General features: G+C 64.3%; 22 protein-coding genes and 1 pseudogene. 9 read left to right on the forward strand and 14 right to left on the reverse strand.

Annotated features, from left to right (window positions below; translation table 11 throughout):
• Positions 1-75 precede the first annotated feature (75 nt).
• The gene (locus tag M9921_00325) at positions 76-1353 is read left to right on the forward strand and encodes a flagellar hook protein FlgE (GenBank protein MCO5295280.1); all 1278 of its coding nucleotides are present in this window, start codon (positions 76-78) and stop codon (positions 1351-1353) included.
• A 58-nt stretch (positions 1354-1411) separates the two neighbouring features.
• On the opposite strand, the gene M9921_00330 is transcribed toward M9921_00325, so the two are convergent.
• From M9921_00330 to M9921_00345, 4 genes are all read right to left on the reverse strand, one after another.
• A complete protein-coding gene (locus tag M9921_00330; GenBank protein MCO5295281.1) occupies positions 1412-2257 on the reverse strand; it encodes a S1/P1 nuclease in 846 nt (281 codons plus the stop codon).
• 10 nt (positions 2258-2267) lie between these two features.
• The gene (gene mazG / locus M9921_00335) at positions 2268-3254 is read right to left on the reverse strand and encodes a nucleoside triphosphate pyrophosphohydrolase (GenBank protein MCO5295282.1); all 987 of its coding nucleotides are present in this window, start codon (positions 3252-3254) and stop codon (positions 2268-2270) included.
• Positions 3247-4185 carry a peptidyl-prolyl cis-trans isomerase gene (locus M9921_00340; protein MCO5295283.1) on the reverse strand — a complete coding sequence of 313 codons (939 nt, stop codon included), beginning with the start codon at positions 4183-4185 and terminating at the stop codon, positions 3247-3249. Before M9921_00340 ends, mazG begins: the two co-directional genes overlap by 8 nt.
• A 79-nt stretch (positions 4186-4264) precedes the next feature.
• Positions 4265-5857, reverse strand: a complete 1593-nt coding sequence (locus tag M9921_00345; protein ID MCO5295284.1) for a right-handed parallel beta-helix repeat-containing protein — start codon at positions 5855-5857, stop codon at positions 4265-4267.
• 50 nt (positions 5858-5907) lie between these two features.
• Here M9921_00345 and M9921_00350 point away from each other — a divergent pair, with 50 nt between their 5' ends.
• Complete coding sequence (locus M9921_00350) at positions 5908-6564, forward strand: peptidoglycan recognition protein family protein (GenBank protein MCO5295285.1); 657 nt, start codon at positions 5908-5910, stop codon at positions 6562-6564.
• Here M9921_00350 and M9921_00355 read toward each other — a convergent pair.
• Both M9921_00355 and M9921_00360 read right to left on the reverse strand, forming a co-directional pair.
• A complete protein-coding gene (locus M9921_00355; protein ID MCO5295286.1) occupies positions 6561-7112 on the reverse strand; it encodes a hypothetical protein in 552 nt (183 codons plus the stop codon). The two genes, M9921_00350 and M9921_00355, sit on opposite strands and share 4 nt — an antisense overlap.
• Positions 7113-7228: 116 nt before the next feature.
• Complete coding sequence (locus M9921_00360; GenBank protein MCO5295287.1) at positions 7229-8500, reverse strand: GspE/PulE family protein; 1272 nt, start codon at positions 8498-8500, stop codon at positions 7229-7231.
• A gap of 59 nt (positions 8501-8559) precedes the next feature.
• On the opposite strand from M9921_00360, the gene M9921_00365 reads away from it, so the two are divergent.
• From M9921_00365 to M9921_00380, 4 genes are read left to right on the forward strand one after another with little or no spacing between them, the layout of a single operon-like run.
• A complete protein-coding gene (locus M9921_00365; protein MCO5295288.1) occupies positions 8560-9462 on the forward strand; it encodes a DMT family transporter in 903 nt (300 codons plus the stop codon).
• A 37-nt stretch (positions 9463-9499) separates the two neighbouring features.
• The gene (gene grpE, locus M9921_00370; protein ID MCO5295289.1) at positions 9500-10111 is read left to right on the forward strand and encodes a nucleotide exchange factor GrpE; all 612 of its coding nucleotides are present in this window, start codon (positions 9500-9502) and stop codon (positions 10109-10111) included.
• Complete coding sequence (gene glmM, locus M9921_00375; GenBank protein ID MCO5295290.1) at positions 10108-11493, forward strand: phosphoglucosamine mutase; 1386 nt, start codon at positions 10108-10110, stop codon at positions 11491-11493. Before grpE ends, glmM begins: the two co-directional genes overlap by 4 nt.
• Entirely contained in the window at positions 11477-12247 is a 771-nt protein-coding gene (locus M9921_00380) for a type III pantothenate kinase (protein MCO5295291.1), read from the forward strand. The genes glmM and M9921_00380 overlap by 17 nt, the downstream gene beginning before the upstream one ends.
• Positions 12248-12251: 4 nt before the next feature.
• On the opposite strand, the gene M9921_00385 is transcribed toward M9921_00380, so the two are convergent.
• Genes M9921_00385 through M9921_00405 form a run of 5 tightly spaced genes read right to left on the reverse strand, consistent with a single transcriptional unit; the run spans position 12252 to position 17511 of the window.
• A complete protein-coding gene (locus M9921_00385; GenBank protein ID MCO5295292.1) occupies positions 12252-13094 on the reverse strand; it encodes a hypothetical protein in 843 nt (280 codons plus the stop codon).
• A 26-nt stretch (positions 13095-13120) separates the two neighbouring features.
• The gene (locus M9921_00390) at positions 13121-14485 is read right to left on the reverse strand and encodes a caspase family protein (protein ID MCO5295293.1); all 1365 of its coding nucleotides are present in this window, start codon (positions 14483-14485) and stop codon (positions 13121-13123) included.
• Between the two features lie 4 nt (positions 14486-14489).
• Positions 14490-15656 carry a hypothetical protein gene (locus M9921_00395; protein MCO5295294.1) on the reverse strand — a complete coding sequence of 389 codons (1167 nt, stop codon included), beginning with the start codon at positions 15654-15656 and terminating at the stop codon, positions 14490-14492.
• Between the two features lie 29 nt (positions 15657-15685).
• Positions 15686-16657: a hypothetical protein gene (locus M9921_00400; GenBank protein ID MCO5295295.1), complete on the reverse strand. Its 972-nt coding sequence runs from the start codon at positions 16655-16657 to the stop codon at positions 15686-15688.
• A gap of 47 nt (positions 16658-16704) precedes the next feature.
• Complete coding sequence (locus M9921_00405) at positions 16705-17511, reverse strand: Cof-type HAD-IIB family hydrolase (protein MCO5295296.1); 807 nt, start codon at positions 17509-17511, stop codon at positions 16705-16707.
• 173 nt (positions 17512-17684) lie between these two features.
• Here M9921_00405 and M9921_00410 point away from each other — a divergent pair, with 173 nt between their 5' ends.
• Genes M9921_00410 through fliD form a run of 3 tightly spaced genes read left to right on the forward strand, consistent with a single transcriptional unit; the run spans position 17685 to position 22775 of the window.
• Entirely contained in the window at positions 17685-19628 is a 1944-nt protein-coding gene (locus M9921_00410; GenBank protein MCO5295297.1) for a chemotaxis protein CheA, read from the forward strand.
• Positions 19628-20506 carry an HDOD domain-containing protein gene (locus M9921_00415; GenBank protein ID MCO5295298.1) on the forward strand — a complete coding sequence of 293 codons (879 nt, stop codon included), beginning with the start codon at positions 19628-19630 and terminating at the stop codon, positions 20504-20506. The genes M9921_00410 and M9921_00415 overlap by 1 nt, the downstream gene beginning before the upstream one ends.
• A 4-nt stretch (positions 20507-20510) precedes the next feature.
• Positions 20511-22775, forward strand: a complete 2265-nt coding sequence (fliD, locus tag M9921_00420) for a flagellar filament capping protein FliD (protein MCO5295299.1) — start codon at positions 20511-20513, stop codon at positions 22773-22775.
• Between the two features lie 50 nt (positions 22776-22825).
• On the opposite strand, the gene M9921_00425 is transcribed toward fliD, so the two are convergent.
• The 3 genes and pseudogenes from M9921_00425 to M9921_00435 all read right to left on the reverse strand — a co-directional run bounded on the left by M9921_00425 (position 22826) and on the right by M9921_00435 (position 26277).
• The gene (locus M9921_00425; GenBank protein MCO5295300.1) at positions 22826-24010 is read right to left on the reverse strand and encodes an ABC transporter permease; all 1185 of its coding nucleotides are present in this window, start codon (positions 24008-24010) and stop codon (positions 22826-22828) included.
• Positions 24007-24765, reverse strand: a complete 759-nt coding sequence (locus M9921_00430) for an ATP-binding cassette domain-containing protein (protein ID MCO5295301.1) — start codon at positions 24763-24765, stop codon at positions 24007-24009. Before M9921_00430 ends, M9921_00425 begins: the two co-directional genes overlap by 4 nt.
• A 21-nt stretch (positions 24766-24786) precedes the next feature.
• Positions 24787-26277, reverse strand: a pseudogene (locus tag M9921_00435) (hypothetical protein).
• Positions 26278-26387 lie beyond the last annotated feature (110 nt).

The raw sequence follows: 26387 nt of genomic DNA on the forward strand, positions 1-26387 counted from the left end.
GCATGCGCTCCAAGGGTTCGGGCGGATTCGAGAATCGGACCGCTCGCCTCTTTCTCCTTCGGAGGAAGAAAGAACATGATTCAGGCACTGCTTTCCGGCGTTGCGAGCATCAAGTCTCAGCAATCCAAGATGAACGTCATCGGCAACAACCTCGCCAACGTCAACACCACGTCGTACAAAGGAACGCGGGTGACGTTCGAGGACATGATCGCGCAGACGATCCGATCGGCCTCCCGGCCGTCGGCGAGCAAAGGCGGCACCAACCCGTACCAACTCGGCCTGGGAACGAGCATCTCGGGAACGGACACGAACAACGAGCAGGGTGCGTTGAGCGCGACAAACCGCCCTACGGACCTCGCGATCCAGGGCAACGGCTACTTCCTGACCGGTGATGGATCCCGCATTGCCTACACGAGAGATGGGAGCTTCGACATCGACTCGCAGGGCAACCTGACCCAGCGCGCCTCAGGCGAGCGGCTGTTGGGATGGGCCGCCTCCCCGACGGGAGACGTCGACACGACGACGGCGCTCACCGCCGACTCCGTGCTGACGATTCCGATCGGATCGCTCACGGCGACGCAAGCCACCCAGAACGTCTCGTTTCAAGGGACCCTCCTGAGCAGCCAGACCCCGGTGGTTCCCGGCGTGACGACCGTTCGCGTGTACGACCAGTTAGGCGCCCCGCACGACCTGACCATGACGTTCGACAACCGCATGGTCCCGCCCGCGGGCTCGCCGCCTCCGGGAGCTATGGCGAGTTGGGAGTGGTCCGCGACCGAAAACGGAGTCGGCGTGGGCAGCTCGAGCGATCCAGGCAACGATCTCCTTTACTTCGACGCGGCGGGAACCCTTATCAATCCGGTCGGAACGGGGACGATCACCGTTCCGGGCTCGTCCGGCACCACGCCGTTGGATCTCACGGTCGATTTCACGAAGATCGCGCAGCAGGCAGGGGACAGCTCGTTCGTGAGCGCCTCTCAGGACGGCTTCCCCCCTGGATCTCTCCAGGGATTTGGCGTGTCGGTCGACGGCTTGATCACCGGCAACTATACGAACGGCCTGACACGCAATCTGGGGCAGATAGCGATCGCCATCTTCTCGAATCCCGGCGGTCTCGAGCGGCTGGGGAGCAACCAGTGGCGCAACACCGAGAACTCGGGCAACGCGCTTCTGGGCGTGTCGGGAGTCGGAGGTCGCGGTTCGATCAACGCCGGATTCCTCGAGCAGTCAAACGTCGACATCTCGAGCGAATTCACCGACCTGATCGTGACCCAGCGCGGGTTCCAGGCGAACACGCGCGTGGTGACGACGGTCGACGAGATGCTGCAAGAGCTTCTGAATATGAAGCGCTAAGGCGTCGAAGCGTAGCGAGGGGCGGCGCGGGGGAGAAGATCCCCGGCGCCGCCCCTTGTTACTGGTGCAGCAGCTTGTTGAGGAGGTTGGCGAGTCGGTAGCCCGCAAGCGCGGCGCGCTCGGCGCTCGCCCGCTGCGCGGCCCGCAGGTACTGGTCCGTGGGGACCGACCCCACGGGAAGGGAGTAGGCCCGCGATTTCGCCAAAGCAACGCTCTCGGCCGACCAGCGGGAGGGGTCGGGATCGTCCACTCCCGACAGGGAAGTCGCGGGCATGAGCGCGACGATCCGATCGGCCAGATCGGCGATCTCCCGCTTCCCGCGAACATCGAGGGGCCGTGGAACGGACGGGAACAATCCCCCACCGATGTCCCACAGGAAGTGCAGATTTCGAGGTTCCGGTTTGAGCGACGGCGGCGACACGACGGGGAAGTCGTTGCCGCCACGATCCCCGTTGGGAAACGTGTCGGTGTCGCGGGCCACGTTGTGCATGGGTTGGTGCACGTCGCCCACGAAATGGATCAGGTAGCGAAGCGCATCGGCGCGCTCCGCTTTGGGAAGCGAACGGTTCGCCAGAACTTTCGAAAACTTCTCGATCGCCCAGATCACGTTCTCCGGTTCGGGCTTGTTGTCGGTCTTCTTCCCATCGGTGCGGAAGTGCACGTTGATGTAGTGCCAGGCCCCGTTCTCGCGGCTCTTGGTGTCGTCGGCCCAACACGCCGCCGTGACGAACGTGTTGGTTTTGAAATCGCCGCCGACGGCCAGAAGCTCCTCGCACTGTCGCCGGACGTCGAGCTGCAGACGCTTTTCGGCGATCTGCGCGATCACCATGTGCCCCGTATCGATCCATGCAAAGACGGGTGTTGCCAGACAAGCCAGCAATGCCAGGGCCAAGCGTGATCGCATAGGGGCGAGATTACCTATCGGAGATTCGCTCCTTTGCCTTGGATTGCTCCCAGAGCGCATCCCACTCCTCGGCGGAGAGTTCGGCCAGCGGTTTGGTTGCAGAGCGCTCGATCGCCATGAAGCGATCGGTGAAGCGGTGGAGCATCTTGCGAAGCGCATCCTCCGGCTCCACCCCCGCCCAGCGCGCGATATTGACAGCGGTGAACAGGAGGTCGCCCACTTCGTCCTCGACGCGCTTCGGATCGCCGTCATCGAGGGCTCCGCGGAGTTCGGTTTCCTCCTCCGCCAGCTTGGCGAACACCGCTTCGAGGTTCGGCCACTCGAAGCCCGCCCGCGCCGCCCGCTTGGAGATTTCGAACGCTCGAAGAAGGGACGCCATGCCGCGGGGTACCCCCTCGAGGATGGAAGCGGGCTCTCCGCCCTTCTCCTGTCGCTTGATCGCGTCCCAGTTGCGCAAGACCTCGTCGGCGTCTTCGACCGAGAGTGGGCCGAACACGTGGGGGTGGCGGCGAACGAGCTTGTCCCGGAGGCGGCGGGCCACCTCCTGGATATCAAATTCGCCGCGAAGCGATGCCATCTGCGCGTGCATCACGGGTTGGAGCAGCAGGTCTCCCAACTCTTCGCAGAGAGCCTCGGACGATCCGGAATCGATCGCCTCCAGCACTTCGTAAGTCTCTTCGAGAAGGTGCCGCTTGAGCGATTCGTGCGTTTGCTCCTGATCCCAAGGGCACCCGCCGGGGCCCAGAAGCCGGTCGGCGACGTGGACCACGGACTCGAGTTCGCTGGGCTCGCTTGGCGCCGGAACCACCAACACCGAGCCTGGAGGAAGGCCCTCCGGAGGGACCGCTTCGACCGTCAGCCCCAACGCTGCGACGCACTGCGCGGACGGATGCGAAGGAGCCGTGTGGTAGACAACGCCGCCAGAGGCCGCGCCTCGCACCGCTTCCGGCCAGCTCGCGTCGCCGGAAGCCACGATGACCCTGACGCGATCAGCCACCCGAGGTGCCCATCAGCTTCCGATACGTGTCGGCGAACTGCTTCTCCTTGATGTCGATCTTCGATCGCCTCCGCATGTCCGACATCTGTTGCTGCAGGTCGTTCCGAACCGAGCCTTTGTCGAGCATCAGTTGGCGGCGGATCTGTGCCTTGAGGGTGTCGGTGAGGGAAAGCAGCTTCTCCGGGAACACGTCTTCGAGAAGAAACTTCGCATACACCTTCTCGGTTTGAACCCAATCGGTGGCTTGGCCGATCTTGATGGCCCCCAACGCGTTCTGGACAGGCGTCGGAAGCAGCGAGAGGACCGGGCGACCGAGGGACCCGCCTTGGGTCTTGGTGAGATCGATGCTGAACTGCTGGGCGACATCGGCGAACTTCTGTCCGGCCGCCAGGGCGTCGTCGATCTTCTTCTTCAGCTCTTCGGTGTCCGCTGCGATCACCCGGATTTGGACGGAACGAAGCGATGTGAAGCGTGTCGGGTTGTCCTTGTAGAACTTCTCGACCTCCTGGTCCGTGATCGTGATGCCGTTGGTCTGGAGTTTGAACTGGACCATCTCCAGACGCAGGAGATGGGTCAACTCGGCTTGGGTGCGGCCGTTGGCCAGCCAGTTCTGGAGCATCGTGGGATTGTCTGCCTGGCGCTTCTGCATTTCGGCTTGGACTTCGGCGTCTGTGACGACGATGTTCTTCTCCTTGGCCAGTTGAAACATCAGGTGCTCGTTGATCAGCGTGTCGATCGTCAGGAACCCGGGGGTTGCCTCGGCGATGGCGTTGCCGATGCGCTTGCCCACTCCGGGGAGAAACTCCATCCGGCGGTAGTACTCCGCCCCCTTGATCTCTTCGCCGTTGACGACGGCGACGGTTCGGTTCGGGTCGACTTGCGCCGAAGCAAGCGTGCAAAGGGCGAAAAGGGACAGGGCGAGCGGTTTCACGTGCGGGACCTCCGGTGCGTCAGTGTATCGGTTCTGACGAACGGATTGCAGGTTGCGTATCCCCGGTCCGCCTTTGGGCTCAGAGCTCGATTCGGAGCATCTCCTTCAGGTGGCGCACGGTTACGACGCCCTTCCGAGGGGTTTGCGAGCAGGCGGTGAACGGGACACCCGGCCGCGGAGACTCCATCAGGACGCCCTTGCCGGCTCGAATCGCATAGCGCGCCATCGAGGTGTCCGTGAGAAACAACTCGACGCAGCGATCGCCCACGCGCCGCCACAGGACGGGGCGACCTCGAAAATCCTCGGGGCCGAAGGGCCCGCAGGAGATCCAGCCCCAGCCTTGGGGCAGGGTCCTTCCCGCGTAGGCGTGGAAGTCGACCGGCCTGCGTTTGAGCAATCCCACGACCTTCAAGAACCAGCCGTCTTGGTCGTACCGCGCTTGTTCGGCTTCGGGGCGCTTCACGTTCTTGGAGGAGGTCACGCCATCGGGCCATGGCGCGTCCAGGCACTCGTTCTCGTGAAACAGCAGGTCGGTCGTGTCTTCGACCGCGACGGCGAGGGGACACGATCGAATCGCGTTGTGGGCAAGCACAATGTCGGTGGAAGGGTGCGAGCGTTTGGCTTCCCGCCGAGGCGCCCACAGTCGGACCGCCGCCCGGCCGTTGGCGATCATCGTGTTCTGGGCGATCTGGCTGGACCGGCCGTGTTCGATCGCAACGCCATACTCGGCGTTGCGGCAGATCTCGTTCTCAAGCACCCAACTCTCGTTGGAGAACCCGAGCCAGAAACCGTATCTCGAATCGTTGGCGTAGTTTCGATAGAAGACGTTCCGCGCCGAGAACGTCGCTTCGAACGCGTTGTTGGTGGAGAACGATCCGTCGTTGAACGCAAGGATGTTCTCGTTGCTTGCACCCGATGCCTCTAGCCCGCCCTGCGTGCGATCGGTCAGGAACGCGCCATCGCCGGAGTGGGTCATCGAGTTGGCCACGATGTAGTTCTGGTGGCTTTCGTTGACGAGGAGAACGGCGGCGCTGTCCCCGCCCCAACCCCCGCGCCACGGCCGATTCACGAAGTCGATGTTGTTCCACGCGACGACGTTGCGGGAGGAGGCCCACATCGCCACACCCCATCCGGAGTTGAAGCTCAAGTCGTTGTGGAAGATCTCGCACGCTTGGCATCCCACCAGGACGATGCCGTTCTGGGCGCCGTTCGCCTGCGTTTCAGAGATGTGGACTCGATGGCAACGGTCCAACCACATCCCCGCGCCCGTCGTGCGCCAAAAGCCAAGGTCGCGGATCTCGAGCCACTTGTCGAGGATCTCCCCACCCTCGCGGAGGCATTCGGCTCGGCTGCCAGAGAAGTCGCAGTTGATCAGGCGAAGTCCGTTGCAGCCCTCGGCATGGAGGTTGAAGCGGTACCCGTGGACACGGGCGTTCCGGATCGTGACGTTTCGCGCGTTCTGGACCTGGATTCCGACCCCTTCGAAGCTGTCCTGTTCGCCTTCGGCACCGGAAAGGACGCTCCCTTCCAGGTCGAGGTCGATGTCCTCGCCTTGGATGGCGAGGGCTGGGCGCGCGTTCGAGCCGGGAACGGCATGGTGATCGGGGCGGAGGCGCCCAGATTGGCGGATCCGCGTCGTCCCGCGTCCCAAGGGAATCACGTTGCCACCCATGTCCGTTTCAAATTGTCGGCACGGAAACCCGCATCGGGTACCACTAGGCGGTGTTTGGTCCTGCGATCGGTGTCCTTGCCGGGCTGCTCCTCATACAGTCTGCACCCCGGCCCGTCATGATCGAGCGGGAGGCGTGGGGTGCCGCACCGCCCGTCTTGGCCATGCGCCCGCATCGACCCTCTCGGATCACGATCCATCACACGGGCACGCCGCAGCGGCCCGACCTGACGACGGCCCAGAAGATCAAGAACCTCCAACTCTTCTCCCAACGCGAGGACAAGTTGGCCGATGGGCGGACCAAACCCGCTTGGGGGGACGTGCCTTACCACTACTACATCGGGGTGGACGGCCAGATCGCGGTGGGTCGGGACGACCGCTTCGCGGGCGACACCAACACGGAGTACGATCCGGCGGGGCACGTCCTCGTCGTCGTGGAAGGGAACTTTGAGAACGAGACGGTCAACGAAGCGCAGATGCGCTCGCTGTGGAACGTCGTCTGGTGGTTGGCCCAAAGGGACCATATCCCGAGCGCCGAGATTCAAAGCCACAAGGACTTTGCCCAGACCGATTGTCCCGGAGCCGACCTGTATGCGCGGCTCGATGCGCTCCGGTGGAACGTCCTGCTCGCGCGCTACGGCCTCAGGTCGGGGCGAAGTAGCGCGGACCCTGCGATGGCGCAGGGTCCGCGAGAGAGGGGGCGCCGCTAGAAGCGGATGCCGACGTAGAGGCCGAACCCGTTGAGCTCGGACTGAGCGTTGCCGAAGTAGCGACCCTCGACGAACCAAGGGGTGCCGTTGTTGCTGGGTGCGTCCCAGCCAAGGGCCAACGAGTAGCCGAACTTGGTCGACGTCTTCTTGTCTCCGGGGGCGTCCTCCGTAGGCACGTACCCCGAGCCTGGAATCGAGTTGAAGGCGAAGCCGATGCCTGCGCTCCAGTAGAAGTTCGTCGTCTTCTCGACGTAGTTGAACAGCACGGGGACCGCGCTCGCATCGTCCTTGCCGTACCAGTCGACGGAGATCGACCAGTGCGCGTGCGCGTTCATCATGGAGCCCGACCGCTCGAGATCGCCGCCTTTCCACTCCAGGCCGGCTGCGAACCAGGTGTTGCCGATGTCACGTGCATCGCTGTCCGTTGGGGAGAAGATGCCTGCGCGCACCGAAATGTTCGATGGCTTGCTCATCTGGGCGTTGGCGGTTCCCGCCACGCAGAGTGCAAGCGTCGCCGCGGCGACGCCATGTCCAAGAGTCTTCATCATTTCCCTTCCTCCTTGGGATTCGTACGAATCAGACGCGATTATAGCCAAATCCGTGGCTTGACCGTGTCCTTGGAAAGGACGATCTTTGGAATCGATTCGATGCGTGCGGACGCCTCCTAATCGACCGTTTGCGTGTAGACGGCCTTGAGGACCTCGTCAGGCGTCGTCCAGCCCTTGAGGATCTTCTGTTTGCCGTCCTCCATCATGGTCTGATAGCCCTGCTCGCGCGCGGCGGCCGCGATGTGGGGAATATCGACGCCCTTCGTGATCGCCTGTCGGAACTTGGGGGTTCCCAGAATCAGTTCGAACACGCCGACGCGGCCCTTGTATCCGGTGCCGCGGCAATCGGAACACCCTTTGCCTTTGACGAACTGGGCGGAAGCGATCTCCTCGGGCGTGAATCGGCACATCTCCAACTCTTCCTTGCTGGGCTGGTACGGCTCGCGGCACTTGGGACAGTTCAATCGAACGAGTCGCTGGGCGAGAATCGCGACGGTCACCGCCGCGACGAGGTAAGGCTCCGCGTCCATGTCCACCATGCGCCCGATGGTCTCGACCGCGTTGTTCGTGTGCAGCGTGGACAGGACGAGGTGGCCGGTCAAGCCGGCTTGGATGCCGATCGACAACGATTCGGCATCGCGCATTTCTCCCACGAGCATCACGTCCGGGTCCTGGCGCAGGAACGTGCGCATCACCCGGGGGAAGGTCATCTTCTCCGTGACTTGCACCTGCGCGATGTTCTTCTCGAACTCGTACTCGATCGGGTCCTCGACGGTCACGATGTTTCGCCGTTTCGAGTCGAACTGGTGCAGCGAGGCGTAGAGGGTCGACGTCTTTCCCGAGCCGGTGGGGCCGGTGACGAGGATGAGGCCGTAGGGAACTTCGATCGCGCGTCTCCATTTGACCAACAGCTCTTCGGACATTCCCAATTTCTGCAGATCGACCTTCATGGCGGTGGGGTCGAGGAGGCGCATCACGAACTTCTCCCCGTTCAGGGAGGGGATGCACGAGGCACGGGCCGAGAGCCTCCGTCCCATGTACTCCATGTCGATGCGACCATCTTGTGGCTCGCGATTCTCGTCGATCCGCATCCCAGCGGCGAGCTTCAGACGGGCGAGCACGTTGGCCGCCTGCTCGGGGGGCAGTTGACCGTTGTCCTGGAGCTGGCCATCCTGGCGGAACCGAATGCCCAACTGTTCCCGTTCGGGCTGGAGGTGGATGTCGCTGGTTCCGGTGTCCAGGGCGTTCATGAAGATGTTGTCGACGATGCCCACGGCGACCGACATGTCTTCGCCGCCCATATCCCGCGTTTTGCCCTGTTCGCGGAGGATGAGTCGGAAACGCTTGGCTGCGCCCCAGTTCGTTTGGGAGTGGTCGGTGATGGACATGGTTGTTCTCTCAATTCGCGGGCGGTGGGCGCCTTCCTGCCCTGAGGCCATACTGGTGCGTGCCTGGCGTCAAGCCCAATCTTCCGCTGTCGCTCACGATGCTGAGTTGGGGCTTCAACTTCGTCGCGCTCAAGATGGTGTACGAGCAGATGACGCCTCCCGCGGTGGCACTCGTTCGCTACCTGGGAATGTTTGCGTTGTTGGTGGCGTTCAGCGCTTCCCGGAAGGAGTCGCTGCGGTACCCGCAGGGCGAGACGTTTCGCCTGCTCACGCTCGGGTTTCTCTCGATGGGCGTGTACATGGTCTTCTTTCTGGAGGGCATGAAGGAGTCGGCTCCGGCCGAAGGAGCGATCATCCTCTCCACGTCGCCGATCTTCACGGCCTTGATCGCAAGCGCGGTGGGCCAGGAGAAGCTGAACCGGGGAGCGTTCGCCGGGGCGCTGCTCGCGTTCGCCGGAGTCGCCGTCGTGGTCCTCGGAGCGAGCAGCGGGGATCACGGCAAGCTCCTCGGGAACGTCCTGATCCTGATCTCGGCGGTGCTGTGGGCGGCGAGCACGGTGGTCTCGCGACCGCTGGTCGAACGGATCTCGCCCTTCCGTGTGTTGACCCTCTCGATGCCCGGAGCATTGATCGTTCTGGTGCCGTACGGCCTGTTGGCGTCCCTGCACACGCCGTGGACGGCCCTGACGCCGACGACCTGGTCGATGCTCGCGTATGTGGCGGTGATTGCGGGCGCAGTTGGCTTCGTGGGGTTCTACGAGGGCGTTCGGCAGATCGGGGGGCCTGCGGCGATGGTCTACCAGTATTTCGTGCCGGTTTTAGCCGCGCTCTTTGCGTGGCTGGTCCTCGGCCGCACCGTCAACGGGATCCAGTTTGTGGGAATGGGCATCGTCTTGACGGGTGTCGGCATCTCGAACAAGGCGCGCCTGGCGGCCCGGTTCGAGGGAGCCGGTGAAAGGTAAAATGAACCTTCGCCGAAAGCACAGGAGACCTGAAACCTTGCCAAAGAAACACTCCGACACCGCAAAGGACTCGCCACCCTCGAAGGAAGCGGAAGGCCATCTGAAATCAGAGGGCCCAACCTCCGACGCCCAGTCCGAATCCGGGGCGACAGGCGGGGGCGGTGCCGACGAGACGGCGGCGATCGAGGGGCTTCTCGCCCGAATCGCGGAACTGGAGAAGCAGCTCGAGGAGGAGCGGGACCAGGTGGTTCGGAGCGTCGCGGAGTTCCAGAACTTTCGAAAGCGGGTCCAGCAGGAGAAGGTCCAGCTTCAGAAGTTCGCGATCGAGACGCTGGTGCTCGATTTGCTCCCCGTTCTCGACAACTTCGAGCGGACGACGGCGGCGCTGCAGGCGGGCGCGGCGATCGAATCCGTTGCGGAAGGCATCCTCGCCGTCGAACGGCAGTTGCGCGGCGTGCTCGAAGGCCGCCACGTGACGCGCGTTCCCGCAAAGGGGACGGCCTTCGATCCAGAACTGCACGAGGCCGTGGTGACCGAGGAGTCGATTTGGCACCCAGACGGGACGGTCATCGAGGAGTTGGAGCCGGGCTACAAGCTGGGAGACCGGGTGGTGCGACCCGCGCGCGTCAAGGTATCGCGCAAGCCATGAGCCGCCGGCACTTCGGGACCGACGGCATCCGCGGAGTCGCCAACGAGAAACTCACTCCGGAACTCGCTTTCGCGTTGGGCCGGGCTGCAGGCCACTTCCTGCACGCGCGAGGGTTGCCCCGGCGGGCGGTGATGGGCCGGGATACTCGCCGGAGCGGGCCCATGCTGGGGGCGGCCCTGGCAAGCGGATTGTGCTCGACAGGCGTCGATGTGGTGTCCCTCGGCGTCGTGCCGACGCCCACGGTGTCTTACGCTGCGCGCACGGGGGAGTTCGGGTTGGGGGCCATTCTCTCGGCCAGCCACAACCCCGCGCCCGACAACGGCATCAAGCTCGTCGGACACGATGGGTGCAAACTCGCCGACAGCGTCGAACTCGAGCTCGAGGCGGCCTTAGCCCCGGAGGCGGTGACCCTGCGGCCCACGGGCGGGGAAGTGGGCTCCCTCGAAAGCGATCGGGCCCTCGTGGACGCGTACCTCGACACGTTGGTGGCGATGGTGCCAGAGCGCCTGGATGGGATGCAGATTGCGGTGGACGCCGCCCACGGGGCCGCGTTCGAGCTTGCTCCGGAGGTGCTGGTCCGGTTGGGCGCGGAGGTGTATCTGACCGGAGCGGAGCCGGACGGGATGAACATCAACGCCGAGGGAGGCGCGACGAAACCCGATCGGATCGGGGCTTTCACCCTGGAGACCGAGGCGGAATTCGGCGTCGCTTTCGATGGCGACGCGGACCGAGCGGTCTTTTGCGACGAGCGCGGGCGCCTGATCAACGGGGACCGCACCATCGGGATCTGGAGCGGGCACTGGCAGCGGCACGGGTTGTTGGAGCCTCGCGTCGTCGTGGGCACCGTCATGAGCAACGGTGGGTTCGAGCGCTACCTCCTCGGCCGCGGAGTCCGGCTCGAGCGAACCCCCGTGGGCGACAAGTACGTGGCGCAGCGACTGATCGAGACTGGTGCGAAGATCGGAGGAGAGCAGAGCGGGCACATCATCTTTCCCGCCCACGGCCCCACGGGCGACGGCCTGGTGACGATGCTCGAGATGCTCCGCGTGCTTCGGCGCGAATCGCGACCGGCTTCCGCGTTCTACGAGGATTACGAGTCGTGGCCCCAGGTGCTGATCAACGTGGCGGTCGCGTCGAGGGACGGGTGGGATGCGGGCGAGCTCGTCCGCGAAGCCCTCGCCTCGGGCGAGCAGGCGCTTGCCGGCCACGGCCGGCTCGTCGTTCGGCCCAGTGGCACCCAGCCGATGGTGCGCGTCATGGTGGAAGCCGACACGTACGCGCTGCGGGACGAGGTGGCGGACCAAATCGTATCGGCGATGCAAAGCGAGCTGGACGGACGCGTGTACAGCAAGGTGGATCTCACACATGCTTTGGGCGATTGATGTCGGGAACACGCACACGGTCGTCGGCCTCTGGGACGGCGATGCCTGGCGGTCGGTATGGCGCAGGTCCACGGATGCGGAGGCCACCGAAGACGAGCTGGCCGCCTGGATCAAGGCGATGTGCGAACTGGACGGCGTCGAGATGGCGGCGAGCGGCGTGGTCTGCGCGAGCGTCGTGCCGGCGATGCACTCGGCGATCGCGCGGCTGGGCGGCAAGTGGCTCGGCTCCGAACCTCGCTTCCTCGACCGTGGGGATCAAGTGGGACTGGTCGTGACCTACGATCCTCCGCACGCCGTGGGCGCCGACCGCCTTGCGAACGCCCTGGGCGCGTTGGACCGATTCGAGCCGCCGATCGTGGTCGTGGACTTCGGGACGGCCACGACGTTCGATGCGATCGATCGCCAAGGCGCGTACGTGGGCGGCGCCATTCTCACGGGAATCGAGGTCTCGAGCCAGGCCCTGTTCGGGCGGACGGCAAAGTTGCCCCAAGTCGAGCTGGTCGCGCCGGAGCGCGCGATCGGGAGGACGACGGTGGAGTCTCTCCAGTCGGGTCTGGTTTTGGGCTATGCGGGCGCCATCGACACGCTGGCGGCCCGCATGTCCGACGAGCTTGGCGGAGCGCGCGTGCTGGCGACAGGCGGGCTTGGCAGTCAGTTTGCCGCGCTGTGCGCCCAAATCGCCTCGTACGAGCCCCATCTCACGCTCGATGGGCTTCGGATCGCGTTTGCCCGGTTCGAGGCCTCAACAGCCTGACCATTCAGGTGCGGGCCAGGCTGCGGAGAATCGAGTCGAACTGGCCGCTGTCCCGCGAACCCCGGGCTCCCACATACGTGGCGCCCATATTGAATCGAATGCCGCTCACGCCGCTGTGGCGCGCGTACTTCGCCAGTTTGCCCGCCAGCACCCAGTCCGCCGAGTCCGCTTCCTCCTCGCTGAGGATGTGCCGCGCCGCGAGGCGGACCCATTTGTCCATGGGTTGAAGGTAGAGGCGGTCCACGTTGGACACGCCCTCCTCCAAATCCAAGGTGTCCACGACGTCGCGAAGAAAGATGCTCGCGAATTTCGGGCCGACTCCTCGAATGTCGACGATCCGCATGAACTCGGTCTCCAGGCGGCCCGTGCGCTCGACGGCATCGCCCACGTACTGGGCCACGCTCCCGCCATCGGTAGCGCGAAAGGCGTCCTGGACAAGCTCCACCAACCCGGCCACGACGCCGTAGTTGAGACTTTCATTGGGCTTGCGCCCGCGCTCGGAGCAACGCTTGGCAAACGCTTCCCAGACCCTGTCTGCGGCTTGGTCTTCGAGGAAGGAGCCGAAGCGCTCCCTTGGGTAACAGTCTCTCCAGGCCGCGCCGGCGATTTCACCGAGTTCGAGCCGGTCCTTACCCCTGCGCATGAACGCGTAGTAGCCGAGCATGGCGCAACAGCAGCCGTACGGATCGAGAAACAGTCTCTCGAGCTCCTCGGCGGATTCCACCCTCTCTTGTGCGGCCTTCGAAACACCGGGCACAAGCAGTTGCTCGACGTAGCGATCGGCTGGATCGCCGGCCAGGGCCAGCATCAGTGCGCGGGCTTCTGGCCGGAGTTCGAAAGGGGTCATCTGTCTTCGATGTTCACCTCGCGCCTCTAGAAGCGCGCGTCAGAAGCCATGTTGCTCAACACGGGCAGAGTGGGTGTCTGCTGGCTGGCTCCACCGGTCGACCCGGTGTCCCCTCGGCGAATGCGGTAGAAGACCTGCCACCCGAACTCGAGGATGGGAATCCGGTTGGACCGCATCTCGCTCAGCACGGACGCCATGGCTTCGCCGTAGACCCCGATGGGCTTCCCATCGCGCACGGAGGAGAAGACGGTATCGCCCGGCAATGTGGCTTGTGCCTGGGAGATCGCCCCGACGAGAGGTGTCTCCATGCCGAAATAGCGTCCCTGCACGATCGGACGGTTCGCTTCGAAGAACGCGAAGATCTTGGCTCCCTTGGCCATGAAGATCTTGTAGAGTTCGCTTTTGGCGACCATGCCGGTCGACTCCGACGCCGATTGCGCCTCGATGCCGGCAAGGTAGTCCTTGCCATCCAAGTTCACGCCGACCCCGGCGAAGAAGATCGTCACCGTGTTGCCCTCTCCCACGCGCTGGGCCATGGCTCGGGCGCTCGCGAGAATCTGGGCCGAGGTGGCATTGGCCACGAGGTCGACATTGCCCTCGGGATACCCTCCGTGGGTGATGAGAGCCTCCCGCACATGGGCTGCATCGTCGGCACCGAAGGGAAGCATTCCCTGTGGCAGCCGCCCTTCGGAGTTACCGATCACGAGCGCGAACTTCGTCGCCAGCGGGGCCACGCGGCCGACGAGCGGAGCGATGAAGCCACCGGTCGCCGAGGTCGACGTGTCCGCCAAATCCCCAGCTTTGATGTCCACGGAGTCCGTGCCTGCCTTGACGGTCTTGACGTTTCCGACGGGCGCGGCCTGCTCGATGGCGGCACGCTCGTCGGGAGCCACGACCTCGGCGTCGACGCGCCAGTCCGCCTTGCCGGCTTCCGCATAGGTTCCCTCGAGGGTTTGCGCCTTGGCCGTGTCACCGGTCTCGACGTAGATCGCGTTGAGGAAGTAGAAGGTCTCGCGGCTGAACTGCCTCTTGGCGAGGAGCGCCTCGAACTCCTGGGCGGCGGTTCGAAGCATGTTGCTCCGTTGATCGCCGGGGCCAAGGACCATCGCGGCGCGGTACGCGGAGTACGCGGCCATGAAATTCGGGGAGTACGGCGCGCCGTCTCGCCATTGCCTTCGTTCGGACACGGGTCCGGGGAGAAGGGTGGCGCCAGAGTAGTCTTCGGGGCGGTAGGCGGCTGCCTGTTGAAAGGCCTGTCGCGCTTCGGCCCAGAGCCCGGCGCGCGCGTTCTGCAGGCCCTCCTCGTAAGAGGTGCTCCACGACTGGGCCAGCCCGATAGCGGCCATCGCGAGCACGGCCAGCAGGACGGTTACTCTTCGAACCAATTTCATAGTGCTACCTTTTCACCTTGTAGGAGACTCCGAAGCTGAAGTCGCGACCGCCCGTGTCCGGATCGCCCCAGTTGAGGTCGAGGCTGAGATCGGAACCATTGGGGCGGTAGCCGATGCCGTAAACGAGACCGCTGCGGTCGTCGAAGTGGTCGCCGGCGCTGGGATTCCAGCTGTAACCGACCCGGATCGGCACGCGACCGAACTGCGCGTTGTACGTGTACTCCAAGCCCGCTCCGAAACGGGTCTGGGCGTCTCGCGTACCACCGAAGGGGCTGGGCCCGCCCGAGAACAGGTGCTCGACCTCGGCGCCAAGGACCAGGTAGTCCCTGCCGCCGCGGAGCCCGTCTCGGCGCGTGGCGAAGCCGGCCGAAATGCGAGCGGGGACCTTGTCGTAGAGGTCCTGTGAATTCGAGTTTCCGCTCAAGTTGATCTCACTGTGGAAGCTGAGTCCGAAAATCGAATTGGGCTGGTTGCGCGGCACGTACTGGACGCCTGCGACGACGCCAAATCCCGTCCCGGTCTCATCGACGTCGCTATCGACGTCCCCGACGACGTTGTTGCTACCATCGAAAAGCTGGCCGCGCCTGCGGTCGAGGATCCCTGTCGTGGCGTACATCACGCCGACGCCCCAGTTGAAGTTTTGAGCCTCGTTCGTCTTGCCGAACGAAAGGGTGACGACGTCCGTTCGGATCTTGGTGAGTTCGCTGTAGTTGCGGACCGTGAGCGCTCCGCTGGAAAGGTTATTGGACGTACGCACGTCGTGCAGGAATCCCCCAAGGGTGATCCCGAGGCTGACGGTTCCTTTCGAGCGGCCCGAACGATCCTTGAGCGGCATGGCCACCCCGGCATGGGTCAGCGCGAGGGGACCGCCAGAGCCTGTCGTGGAGAACTGCTGCTGGGAAAGAGGGGCGAAGGGTCCGGTCACCGCCGTCTTGCTTTCGGGCAGGTTTCGGAGGACCACGCCGACCTGGGTGCGATCGACATAGCCGAGGCCCGCCGGATTGTTGTATCCGGAGAGGGTGTCGGCGCCCGTGATGTTTCCGGCACCTCCCATGCCCATGGCGCGGCCTCCGGCGTCGAGCGCCGACAGAACGTCGGGGATCTGGGCGGAGCCCAAAGCCGATACCGCGGCAACGACCGCGACGAACGAATACCTTCTCATCATCTTCATGCAAAGTCCTCCAAACGACTTCGGCTGCGTTACCTAAGCCTGACGGTCACTTCCTGTGTGGCCGCGACATTCCCCGCGCGATCGCGGGCCGTCGTCACAATCTTAAACTCGTTGGGCAGTCCCGGACGCCAACGGATGCGCCCGCTCCACCGCAAGGTGTTGTTTCCCGAAGTGCGGACAGAACTGCGCGCGACCCGCGTGATGAAGGCGCCGGTCAGCGACTGCACGAACACATCGATGCCGGTCACGTCGATGGACGAAGTACTCAGATCGGTGACGTCCACAACGACGGAAATGGTCGCCCTCCGCCGGAGGTTCGTGTCGGATCGCGGGTACTGAATCGTGAGGACCGGATCCACGCGGTCCAACGTCACGCTGATCGACTGGGTGGCGGTGTTCTCCGCTTCGTCGGTGACCTTGATCGTAATCGTCTGGGCGCCATCCAACTCGATGCCGCTTGTGTCCCAAGTGACGGTGAAGGACTGCGTGTTCCCCGTATTGTTGGGGATGTCCTGGTTGTTCACCTGGACGCGCCACTCTTTGACGTTCGCTTCATCGAGTTCCACGCTGATCGGAATGAACGGCCCACGCACGAAGGCGTTGTTGGTTGGGTTGAACTGAAGAAACTTGGGTTTCGTGCGGTCCAACGTCACGTTGAGCGTCTTGGGCGTGTAGGTCGCCCCCGGCTCGGTCGCCGTCACCACGATCGTGTAGGCGCCTTCCGGGTTGGACGGGCCAAAGGAGAGCGTGAGGTTGTTGTCGATCTGCCCCTGGGAGTTGGGGGTGAAACGCCCTTCCACGCTGGTTTGGACTCCGCCGGGTCCTGTCGCGAGGGCCTTGACCGTCACCTCGAGTGTCGCACCGCTGATGAGGAATTTGACTTGGGTCGAGCTTCCGACAAATGCTCCATCGGTCGGCGAGGTGACCGTCAAGGTCTGCGCCTGGACCGCCAGCGCGCACAGAAGTGCTGCGAGCATGGTCGTTGCTTTCAAGATATTCATCATTCCCCTCCAGAGTCTAATGCCATGATGCGGTCCATCAAGGCGATCTATTCTCGCTGATTTAGGACGTACGAGTCAATGAATTCGGCGACTCCGCCCTCCGTATTGGCCGCGACGTGCACTCTCGCGCAGGCGCGAACCTCGTCCGCCGCGTTGGCCACAGCCCCGCCCAATCCCGCCCAGGCGAGCATTTCCAGGTCGTTCAAATAGTCCCCGATCGCCGCGACTTCGGACCGCGGAATCGCGAGGTGGGAGGCGAGGGATTGAAGCGCCGCCCCCTTGTTTGCGTCGCGCGGCAAGAACTCGAGGTACTCCGGTTCCGACAAAGTGAGTTGTGCGCCGGAGTACGCGCGATCCGACGCGAAGCTGCGGAATTCTTTGCCGATTCGCGGCTCCTCGGCGACAAACATCAGCTTGGTGACCTGCAACTCTTCGACGCGCTGGGAACCCAATAGTTCTCGCTGTACGCCACCAACCCGGTGAAGATACAGGTCTCCCCACTCGCTGTCCCGAGGGAAGATCAGTCGATTCCGGCTGTAGAGATGGGCATGAAGGCCATGGGTCTCCGCGTAGCCCAGAAGCCTGGACACCAACTCGGGTTCCAGAGAGTGGTGGAGAAGTTCCTGTTCGGCCGAAAGCAGCACGTGGGCGCCGTTGCAGCAGATCGTGGCTCCAGTGAGTCCGAGAAGCGACGCGTAGTGGCGAACGCTGGGGGCATTGCGCCCGCTGGCGAGGACCACGTGGATGCCCGACAGGGCGGCGCGGCGGATCGCGTCGGCCGACGCGGGATGGATGGTGCGGTCGGGGAGCAGGGTCGTACCGTCGAGGTCCAGGGCGAGAAGTGAAATCGGCACAACGGGTCTCTTCCCGGCTACAAGCCGAGGCTCCAGTTACCGACGATACCCTTAGGGAACCTCCGCGCGAGGCGCTCCCTGGCTGGCGGGCCGCGCAAGCTGCTGCGAACGACGTGGGTGGAGCGACGGAGTTCGCAGGCTTTCGGGGGCGTCAGGGGTTGGGTGGAGACGGCATGATGGATTCGGGAAACGACACGGAGCAGTACCACGATCTCTTCCTTCAGGAGGCGACCGAGCAGTTGGAGATCCTGGAGCGGGAGACCCTTGGGCTCGAGAGCGACGCCGATCTCACTCGGGTCCAGGCGCTCTTTCGAGCCGCCCACACCTTGAAGGGAAGCAGCCGAGCCATGGGCTTCGTGAAGATCGCCGATCTCACGCACGAGATGGAGAACCTGCTCGATCGGCTGCGCACCGGTGAAGTCCGGTGCTCCCCGACCGTCGTTCAAGCCCTCCTTGAGGCCAACGACCTCCTCTCGGACCTCACGGAGGACGTTCGGACGGGCGTGGACTCCGGCGTCAATCCACAGCACCTCCTGGAGACCATCAGGTCCCTCCATGGCGAGGCGGCGTCCAGGCCGCCTTCGCGCCGATTGATGCGCGCACAAGTGGCGCTCGAGCCCTCTTGCGTAATGAAGTTCGTCCGGGCGTTCATGGCGATCAACGCAGCCTCCGAAGTCGGCGAAATCGTGGAGTGCGTGCCGGACCGCGCCGCGCTCGAAGAGGAGCAGTTCGACTCGGAGTTCGAGATCTACGTGATGACCGGGGTCTCCGCAGCGGAGCTTCAGAAGCGCCTTCAAACCATTCCGGAAGTCGCGTCCTGCCACGTCACCGAGTCGGCAGCACAGCCTGAAAGCCCCCAAGCTCCCCTTCCTGCGCCCGTCCTCGAGCCCTCGGCGCCAAGCAGTTCGCCAAAGCGGTTGGACACAGGACAAACCGTGCGCGTGGACGTGGCGCGCATGGACGAGTTGATGAATCTGGTGGGCGAACTGGTGATCGATCGTACGAGGGTCGCCCAGCTCGCCTCGTCCCTCGCGTCCCGTTTCCCGGGCGACGAGGCGATCGATCAGGTTCAGGAGACGGTGGCGCACATCGGCCGGATCACTGCGGGACTCCAGGAGAGCATCCTCAAGGCACGCATGCTGCCGATCGAGACGGTGTTCAGCCGCTTTCCGAGAATGGTGCGCGACCTTGCCCAGAGCCTGAAGAAAGAGGTGGGTCTGGAAATGCGCGGGGCCGATACGGAGATTGATCGAAGCGTGATCGAGATCATCGGCGATCCGATCCTGCACATCCTCCGGAACTCGCTGGACCACGGGATCGAGCCGCCGGACCTCCGGGAGCGGGTGGACAAACCTCGCCGCGGCACGATCGTGCTCTCGGCCAGGCACATCGAAAACCAGATCGTCATCGACATTGAGGACGACGGTGGCGGCATCGACATCGAACGCGTCAAAGCCAAGGCCGTTGAAAGGGGCATCATCGACAGCCCGACGGCCGCCGCTATGACGGAGCAAGAGGCCGTCAATCTCGTCTTTGCCAGCGGATTGAGCACCGCGGCGGATGTGAGCGACGTCTCGGGCCGCGGCGTGGGCATGGACATCGTCAAGGCCAACATCCAACGGTTGGGCGGGATGATCGACGTGCAGACGCGCCCCGGAAGAGGGACGCGGTTTACGTTTCGACTCCCTCTCACCCTCGCGATCATCCGCGGCCTGCTGGTGCGCGTCGGATCGGGCGCCTACGTGGTTCCCATCAGCAATATCGTCGAGACCCTCCTCGTTCGCGAACGGGAGATCCAACGGTTGCCGGACAGCGAAGTCCTGGTCGTGCGAGGCACGATCACTCCGCTGGTCCGCCTGCGCAGTTGGTTCCGCGGCCGGATCGCCGACGATGCGGTCGAGGACTCCGACAAGCGCTATGTCGTGGTCGCAGGCGTCGCGGACCAGCGCGTGGGACTCATCGTCGACGGTCTGGGTGGGGAGCAGGAAGTGGTGATCAAGAGTCTGGGCTCGAATTGCGGGGACACCCGAGGCATCAGCGGAGCGACGATTCTCGGCGATGGAACGGTGGCGTTGATCGTCGACGTGAACGAGGTCGTTACGAAGGAGGCTGCCTGATGGCTCTTCCCCAGGACCTCTCCGCCACGACGCGAAAGTGGATCTTGCGCGGCGTCCACGACCTGCCGTCGCTGTCCGACGTGGTGACGAAGACGCTGGAGGCCACCGAGCGGGAGTCCACCAGCGCGAGCGAGATCGAGCGTTTGGTGAGCTCGGATGCCGCCCTCTCGGCGAAAATTCTGCGCGTCGTGAACTCGGCGTACTACGGTTTGTCCGGTCAGGTGTCGAGCCTGAACCAGGCCGTCGTGATCCTGGGGATCCAACAGATCCGCAACCTCGTTCTCAGCATCAGCGCCCTGAGCCTGCTCAAAGGCAGGACGCCCCAGTTGAGGAGGCTGCAGCACAGCTTTTGGATGCACTCCTTCGCCACCGCGGTTTGCGCGCAGATCATCGCCCGCCGCAAGCGATTCTCGGCCCGGGACGCGGAAATGGTCTACACGGCGGGATTGCTACACGATATCGGGAGGCTCTACCTGTTCAGCGCGGTGTCCGAAGAGTATCTGGCCGTCATCGCCCACGCCGCAAAGTCGGAGCGGAGCCTCGACGAGGTCGAGCCGGAGATGCTCGGCGTGCGCCACGACGAGATCGGAGGGGAGTTGGCGAAGACGTGGCACTTTCCCGCGGCGCTGACCGACTTGATCGCCCGCCACGAGGGCCCGTTCGGCGACGAGATCGAGCACGCGTTGTTCGCGATCCACGGAGCCGATCGGTTGACGGCGTCGAGATACACCAAGACGTTTGGCGTGCAGACACCCACGATGGACTTGGAAGTCGAGTGTTGGCTCGGATTCACGCCCGAGGATATCGAAGCGGTTTTGGCGGAGACCGAGAGCAAGGTCGATGAGGCGGCCGAAGTGTACGGACTGATCGTGCAGTAACGTTATGAGCATAGGATCCAGCCTTTCCGGCATTACGTTCAGTGGCTTGAGCTCGGGGATCGACACCGAGGGCTTGATCAAGCAGCTGCTTCAGGTCGAAGCCATCCCGATCCAGCGACTCCAGCTTCAGGAAGCGCAGCTCAACAGTCGATCGAGCGTGCTCCAGCAACTGAAGAACCAGATGCAGACGCTTTCGACGAACGCGGCGGGCCTGAACAGCCTCGCGGCCTTCAACCCAATCAGCGCGAGCACGAGCGACAGCAGCGTCGCGACGCTCAGCGCAACGTCCGGCGCGGTCGCGGGCTCATACGACCTTTCGGTCTCCAAACTCGCCAAGGCACACAAGTTCTCGTCCTCCGCGCAATCCGACACGACCAGCGCCCTCGGCCTTGCCGGCAAGTTCGTTGTCAACGGCAAGGCGGTCGACGTGGTGGCCACGGACTCGTTGGCCGCCGTCGCCCAGAAGATCACCAATGCGAACGTCGGGGTAACTGCGAGCGTGATCGACGGAGGTGCCGGGAGCGCGTATCTGACCATCACCGCGTCCTCCACGGGCGCGACGAACAAGATCCAGATCGCCGACCTCTCCGGAACCGTCGCCGACACCTTGGGCCTCGTCGCCGGCGCCGCGACGATTCGCGAATCGATCGCCAACGGGGCCACCAGCTTTGGATTCAGCTCCTCCACCACGGCCGTCGGTTCGCTTTTCGGAGCGACCGGGCTGGCGTCCGGGACGGTGCTCATCAACGGCGTCGGCGTCAGCATCGATCCCAACGCGGATTCGCTCCAGGCTATCGCCGACAAGATCAACGCAGCCGGGACCGGAGCGACCGCGACGGTGCGAAGCGCCCAGAAGAACGGCGCGACGGTCTACAAGTTGGATATCAGCGGCGCCACGACGCCGACGTTTGCCGACGACCAGAACATCTTGGGGTCCCTCGGCATCCTCCAGCAACCGATCGGCTCGGAGCTCGTGGCCGCGCAGAGCGCCGAGTACACGCTCGACACGATCGCCTTCACGAGCGAGACCAATGCGATCACCACGGTGATTCCCGGAGTGACGCTCACGCTTCTCTCGGCCGACGAAACGACGCCGAAAACGTCTACCTTGACCCTTCAGCGCGATACCGACGGCGTGAAGTCGTCGGTGCAGGGCTTCGTGGACAGCTTCAACGGCGTCATCGACTTCATCAAGCAGAACAGCGCGTTCGACAAGGACACGTTCAACAGCGGGGCGCTCTTTGGAGACCCCGTCGCCCGCCAAGTCGAATCGGCGATCACGGACCTGCTCTTCAATACGGTGCCCGGCCTGACCGGAACCTACACCAACCTGAGCCAACTGGGTTTCTCGATGGGCGAAGAGGGCAAGCTGACCTTCGACCAGGCGGCCTTCGATACGGCCATGGCGGCCGACCCTGCGGGCGTGAGCGCCGTGTTCCGCGCGATGGGGAAGGGCTCGACGGACTCCATCACCTACGTGTCGAGCTCGGACAAGACCGTGGCTTCGGGGACCGGCTCCTACGATGTCGTGATCTCGCAGATCGCGACCAAGGGGTCCTACACAGGCTCCGTGGCCCAAACGGCGCCAAGCTCCGTCCCGGAGACCCTGACGTTCGACGGAACCCTCTTCGGCAGCACGCCCTACCAACTGGTGCTTCCCATCGGCAGCACGGCCGCGGCCGCCGTCGATCAGATCAACAACGACTCCGCGCTGAAGGACCTCGTGGTTGCGAGCTTGGACGGAGGATTGCTCAAGATCGAGAGCAAACGCTACGGCGCCAACGGCAACTTCACCGTCGACAGCGACACCGCGGCCGCGTCCGACACGAGCGGCATCGGCATCGGCCAACCCGGTACGGTCTCCACGGGCCTGGATGTCGCGGGGACGATCAACGGGGAAGCCGCGACCGGGAGCGGCCAGTTCCTGGTCGGCAATACCGGCAACGCGAAGACCTCCGGCCTGCAGATTCAGTACACGGGCATCGACACGGGCCTGGTGGGCACGATCAAGTTCACGAAGGGCATCGCCGCGCAGATGACCGATTCCGTGTTCACGTTCACCGACTCGGTCAGCGGACTGCTCACCAGCACCGACCAGTCCATCCAGGACCAGGTGGCGTCGATCGAGCAGCAGATCGCCGACATCCAAGAGCGTCTCGCCTCCAGGGAGACCGAGCTGCGCGCGCGCTTTGCCGCCATGGAGCAAACCATGGCCCAGTACCAGTCGCAAGCGGCCCGGCTCGGAGCCCTGAACCAGAACACCGGCTAGGATGCCCCTCTATCGGGTGCCACGCCCGCTGGACGGGCGTGCCAATCCGGCTAGACCCTGACGAGGACCTCCTCGCGCTGAAACATCCGAACGGCGAGCGCGATCGCAACCGCGGCGAGAAGGCCGCTGGAGCCGAGCGTGAGCAGCAGGCCGACGCCGTCGTACTTGCCCAAGAGGGCGCTGCGGATGGTGGTGGCGGTGTTGAGGACCGGGATCAGGCTGACCCAGCGCTCGGAGCCGAAATCGGTGAATCCGATGAACTGGCTGAACACCGCCGGAAGGATCACCACGAAGCTGAGGAGCGTGGTCTGCGTTTGCGCTTCCCGGACGTTTCGCGCCCACGTGCTGATCGCGACGAGCAGGGCCGCGAAGAGCGCCACGGTCGGGAGCAGCACGGCCAGGATCACGGCAAACGACGCCGGATTGAGCCCCATGCCCTCCTCCAGCAGCGGCCGCGTGATCGGCAGGTTCAACAGGTTGATGACCACGAGACCCACGATCGAGGACAGACTGCTGACCAGGCAGACCGTGGCCAGCGCGAGGAACTTGCCAAGCGCGATGCTCGTTCGGCTCACGGGTGAGATCAGGAGCGTCTCCAAGGTCGCCCGCTCCTTCTCGCCCGCGACGAGATCCGCGACGATGCTCATGCCTCCGTAGAACGCCCAGATCACGATCAGGTACGGGAGCATGCTCAAGACAAAATCGTTCGCTCCGCCTTCGCCCACCTTGACGGGCTTCTCCTTGACCTGCACCGGCTCGGACATGTCCGCTGAGACGCCCTTGGCGACCAGCACCGCCTTCACGATCTCCTGGTTCATCTCGGAGAACACCTTGCGAACGGCGCCGAGGGTGATTTGCGATTTCTGGTCCTTCGGGTCGAACGCGACCACCACCTGAACGGCCTTGGTCCCGGCGTTCTTGAGATCCTCGTCGTTCGGCAGCGCCATCACGATGCGCGCCTTGCCGTCCCGGATCAGCTGCTCGCCCTCCTCGATCGTGTCGACGGTTTGGACGTTGAGCTTGGCCTTCTTGAACGCCTCGGCCAGGGCGCTCTCCCCCTTCACCACGTGGACCTTGAGGTTCTCGGGCTTGGAGAGGGTGGACGCAAGGAACCCGAAGAGGTACAGGAACATCACGATCATCGCGATGGGCCAGAAGATGGCGCCGGACCGTACCCGCTTGTCCCGGAACATCTCGCGAAGCTCCTTCCGGTAGATGTGCAGGGTTGCGTTCAAGCGACCCCTCCCGCCAGGGGCTTCTGTTCGCCAATCAGGCGAAGAAAGGCGACTTCCAGATTGGGGCTCTCGGCACGGGTCTTCAACTCCTCGGCGGTGCCTTCGGCGTGGACGACTCCATCGTGGAGCAGTGCCAGCCGGTCGCAGAGGCGTTCGGCCTCGCTCATGATGTGGGTGCAGTAGATCACGGTCTTCCCCTGGGCCCGCGCCTCCTCGACGTAGCCCATGATCGTCTGGCTCGTGACGACGTCCAACCCGGCCGTGGGCTCATCGAAGAACAGCACGGGCGGGTCGTGGAGGATGGTGCGAGCGATGGAAACGCGCTGCTTCTGGCCCGTCGACAGCTTGTCGCAAAGCCGGTCCGTGAACTCGTTCAAATCGAGCTTGGCCACGACATAGTCGACGCGCTGCTTGAGGGCGGAGCCCTTCAAACCGTAAAGGCCCCCGAAATACTCGAGCAACTCGATCGGGTTGAGCCGCCCGTAAAGCGCCGTCGTGCTGGAAAGGAACCCGATGCTGGCCCTCACGCGCTCGGAGTCCCTCACCACGTCGAATCCACCGACGTCGGCCGTTCCCGAGGTGGGGGTCAGGACCGTCGAGAGCATCCGGAGCAGGGTGGTCTTGCCCGCGCCGTTGCACCCGAGGATCCCGAAGATCTGGCCCGGATGGGCTTCGAGCGAGATGCCATCCACCGCCTTCACCACACCGCGTTTCGAATCTTTGAAATGCTTGCAGATCGAGACGGTTCTGACCACGCCGGGATTGTACCGGCACGGTCACATGCGGAACAGGCCGAACCGCGGGGGGCGGGAGGGGGCGTTTTGGGCCGCCTCGATGCCCAAGGCAAGGACGCGCCGCGTGTCCACTGGGTCGATCACGCCGTCGTCCCACAGGCGCGCCGTCGCGTAGTAGCACGAGGACTCCTCGGCGTACGAGGCCAGGATGGGCGCCTTGAACGCCGCTTGCTCCTCCTCGGTCATCGTTTCGCCGCGCGCGGCAAGCTGATCGAGCTTGACGGTGAGCAGCACGTTCGCCGCCTGCTCGCCGCCCATCACGCTGATTCTCGCGTTGGGCCACATCCACAACTGCCGCGGACCGAACGCCCGGCCGCACATCCCATAGTTCCCTGCGCCGTACGAACCTCCAACGACGACCGTGAACTTCGGCACGTTGGCGGTGCTCACGGCGGTCACGAGCTTTGCGCCGTGCTTGGCGATGCCCTCGTTCTCCACTTTGCGGCCCACCATGAAGCCGGTGATGTCTTGCAGGAACACGAGAGGAATGCCGCGCTGGCAGCACAACTCGATGAAGTGCGCGCCCTTTTGCGCGGACTCGCTGAACAAGATGCCGTCGTTGGCGAGCACTCCCGCCAGATGCCCATGGAAGCGCGCGAACCCACAGATCAAGGTCGTTCCGAAGTTTCGCTTGAACTCCTGGAAGCGCGAGCCGTCCACCACTCGGGCGATCACCTCACGCATGGCCATGGGGTGCTTCGAGTCCGTGGGGACCAGCGAATAGAGTTCGGACGGGTCGTACAGCGGGTCTTCGGCGGGCTCGGGCGGAGTCTTGGTTGGGCGGGGCCCGAGAGACTCGACGATGTTCCGCAGGATCTCGATCGCGTGGGCGTCGTCCTCCGCGAAGTGGTCGGCCACGCCGCTGATGCGCGTGTGCACGTCCGCGCCACCGAGGTCTTCCGCGCTCACCTCCTCGCCGGTCGCGGCCTTGACGAGCGGAGGGCCGCCCAGAAAGATCGTGCCCTCGCCCTTGACGATCACCGCCTCGTCGCTCATCGCGGGGACGTAGGCGCCTCCTGCGGTGCAGGAGCCCATGACCGCCGCGATCTGCGCGATGCCGAGCGAACTCATCACGGCCTGGTTGTAGAAGATTCGGCCGAAGTGGTCGCGGTCGGGGAACACTTCGCTTTGAAGCGGCAGAAACGCGCCGCCAGAGTCCACCAGATAGAGGCAGGGCAGGTGGTTCTCGAGGGCGATCTCCTGGAGTCGGATGTGTTTCTTGACCGTGATGGGGAAGTAGGTGCCCCCTTTCACCGTCGCGTCGTTCGCCACGATCGCGCACTCCCTTCCCTGGACGCGCCCAATCCCGGTCACGATCCCGGCGCCTGGAGCGTCGCCTTCGTACATGCCGTTGGCGGCAAGCGCGCTGAACTCGAGGAACGCGGAGCCTGGGTCGACGAGAGCCTCGATCCGTTCGCGGGCGAGCATCTTTCCACGGTCCTTGTGCTTGGCGATCGCGCGATCTCCCCCTCCGCGCCGGGCGTGTTGGATTCGATCCCGAAACTCGGCGAGTGTGGCGTCCATCGCCTCGCGATTGGCCCGATGCTCGGCGTCGGTCAGGTCCACGTGCGTCGGAAGGGGGT

The sequence above is a fragment of the Fimbriimonadaceae bacterium genome (assembly GCA_023957775.1).
In the GTDB taxonomy this organism is placed as follows: domain Bacteria; phylum Armatimonadota; class Fimbriimonadia; order Fimbriimonadales; family Fimbriimonadaceae; genus JAMLGR01.

Excerpts from the sequence above, each read along its gene's own strand:
- M9921_00395 (MCO5295294.1), bottom strand. The coding sequence starts at position 15,656 with ATGAAGATGATGAGAAGGTATTCGTTCGTCGCGGTCGTTGCCGCGGTA.
- M9921_00355 (MCO5295286.1), bottom strand. The coding sequence starts at position 7,112 with ATGATGAAGACTCTTGGACATGGCGTCGCCGCGGCGACGCTTGCACTC.
- M9921_00400 (MCO5295295.1), bottom strand. The coding sequence starts at position 16,657 with ATGAATATCTTGAAAGCAACGACCATGCTCGCAGCACTTCTGTGCGCG.
- fliD (MCO5295299.1), top strand. The coding sequence starts at position 20,511 with ATGAGCATAGGATCCAGCCTTTCCGGCATTACGTTCAGTGGCTTGAGC.
- glmM (MCO5295290.1), top strand. The coding sequence starts at position 10,108 with ATGAGCCGCCGGCACTTCGGGACCGACGGCATCCGCGGAGTCGCCAAC.
- M9921_00325 (MCO5295280.1), top strand. The coding sequence starts at position 76 with ATGATTCAGGCACTGCTTTCCGGCGTTGCGAGCATCAAGTCTCAGCAA.
- M9921_00410 (MCO5295297.1), top strand. The coding sequence starts at position 17,685 with ATGATGGATTCGGGAAACGACACGGAGCAGTACCACGATCTCTTCCTT.
- M9921_00415 (MCO5295298.1), top strand. The coding sequence starts at position 19,628 with ATGGCTCTTCCCCAGGACCTCTCCGCCACGACGCGAAAGTGGATCTTG.
- M9921_00360 (MCO5295287.1), bottom strand. The coding sequence starts at position 8,500 with ATGTCCATCACCGACCACTCCCAAACGAACTGGGGCGCAGCCAAGCGT.
- M9921_00385 (MCO5295292.1), bottom strand. The coding sequence starts at position 13,094 with ATGACCCCTTTCGAACTCCGGCCAGAAGCCCGCGCACTGATGCTGGCC.
- M9921_00345 (MCO5295284.1), bottom strand. The coding sequence starts at position 5,857 with ATGGGTGGCAACGTGATTCCCTTGGGACGCGGGACGACGCGGATCCGC.
- M9921_00390 (MCO5295293.1), bottom strand. The coding sequence starts at position 14,485 with ATGAAATTGGTTCGAAGAGTAACCGTCCTGCTGGCCGTGCTCGCGATG.
- M9921_00330 (MCO5295281.1), bottom strand. The coding sequence starts at position 2,257 with ATGCGATCACGCTTGGCCCTGGCATTGCTGGCTTGTCTGGCAACACCC.
- M9921_00380 (MCO5295291.1), top strand. The coding sequence starts at position 11,477 with ATGCTTTGGGCGATTGATGTCGGGAACACGCACACGGTCGTCGGCCTC.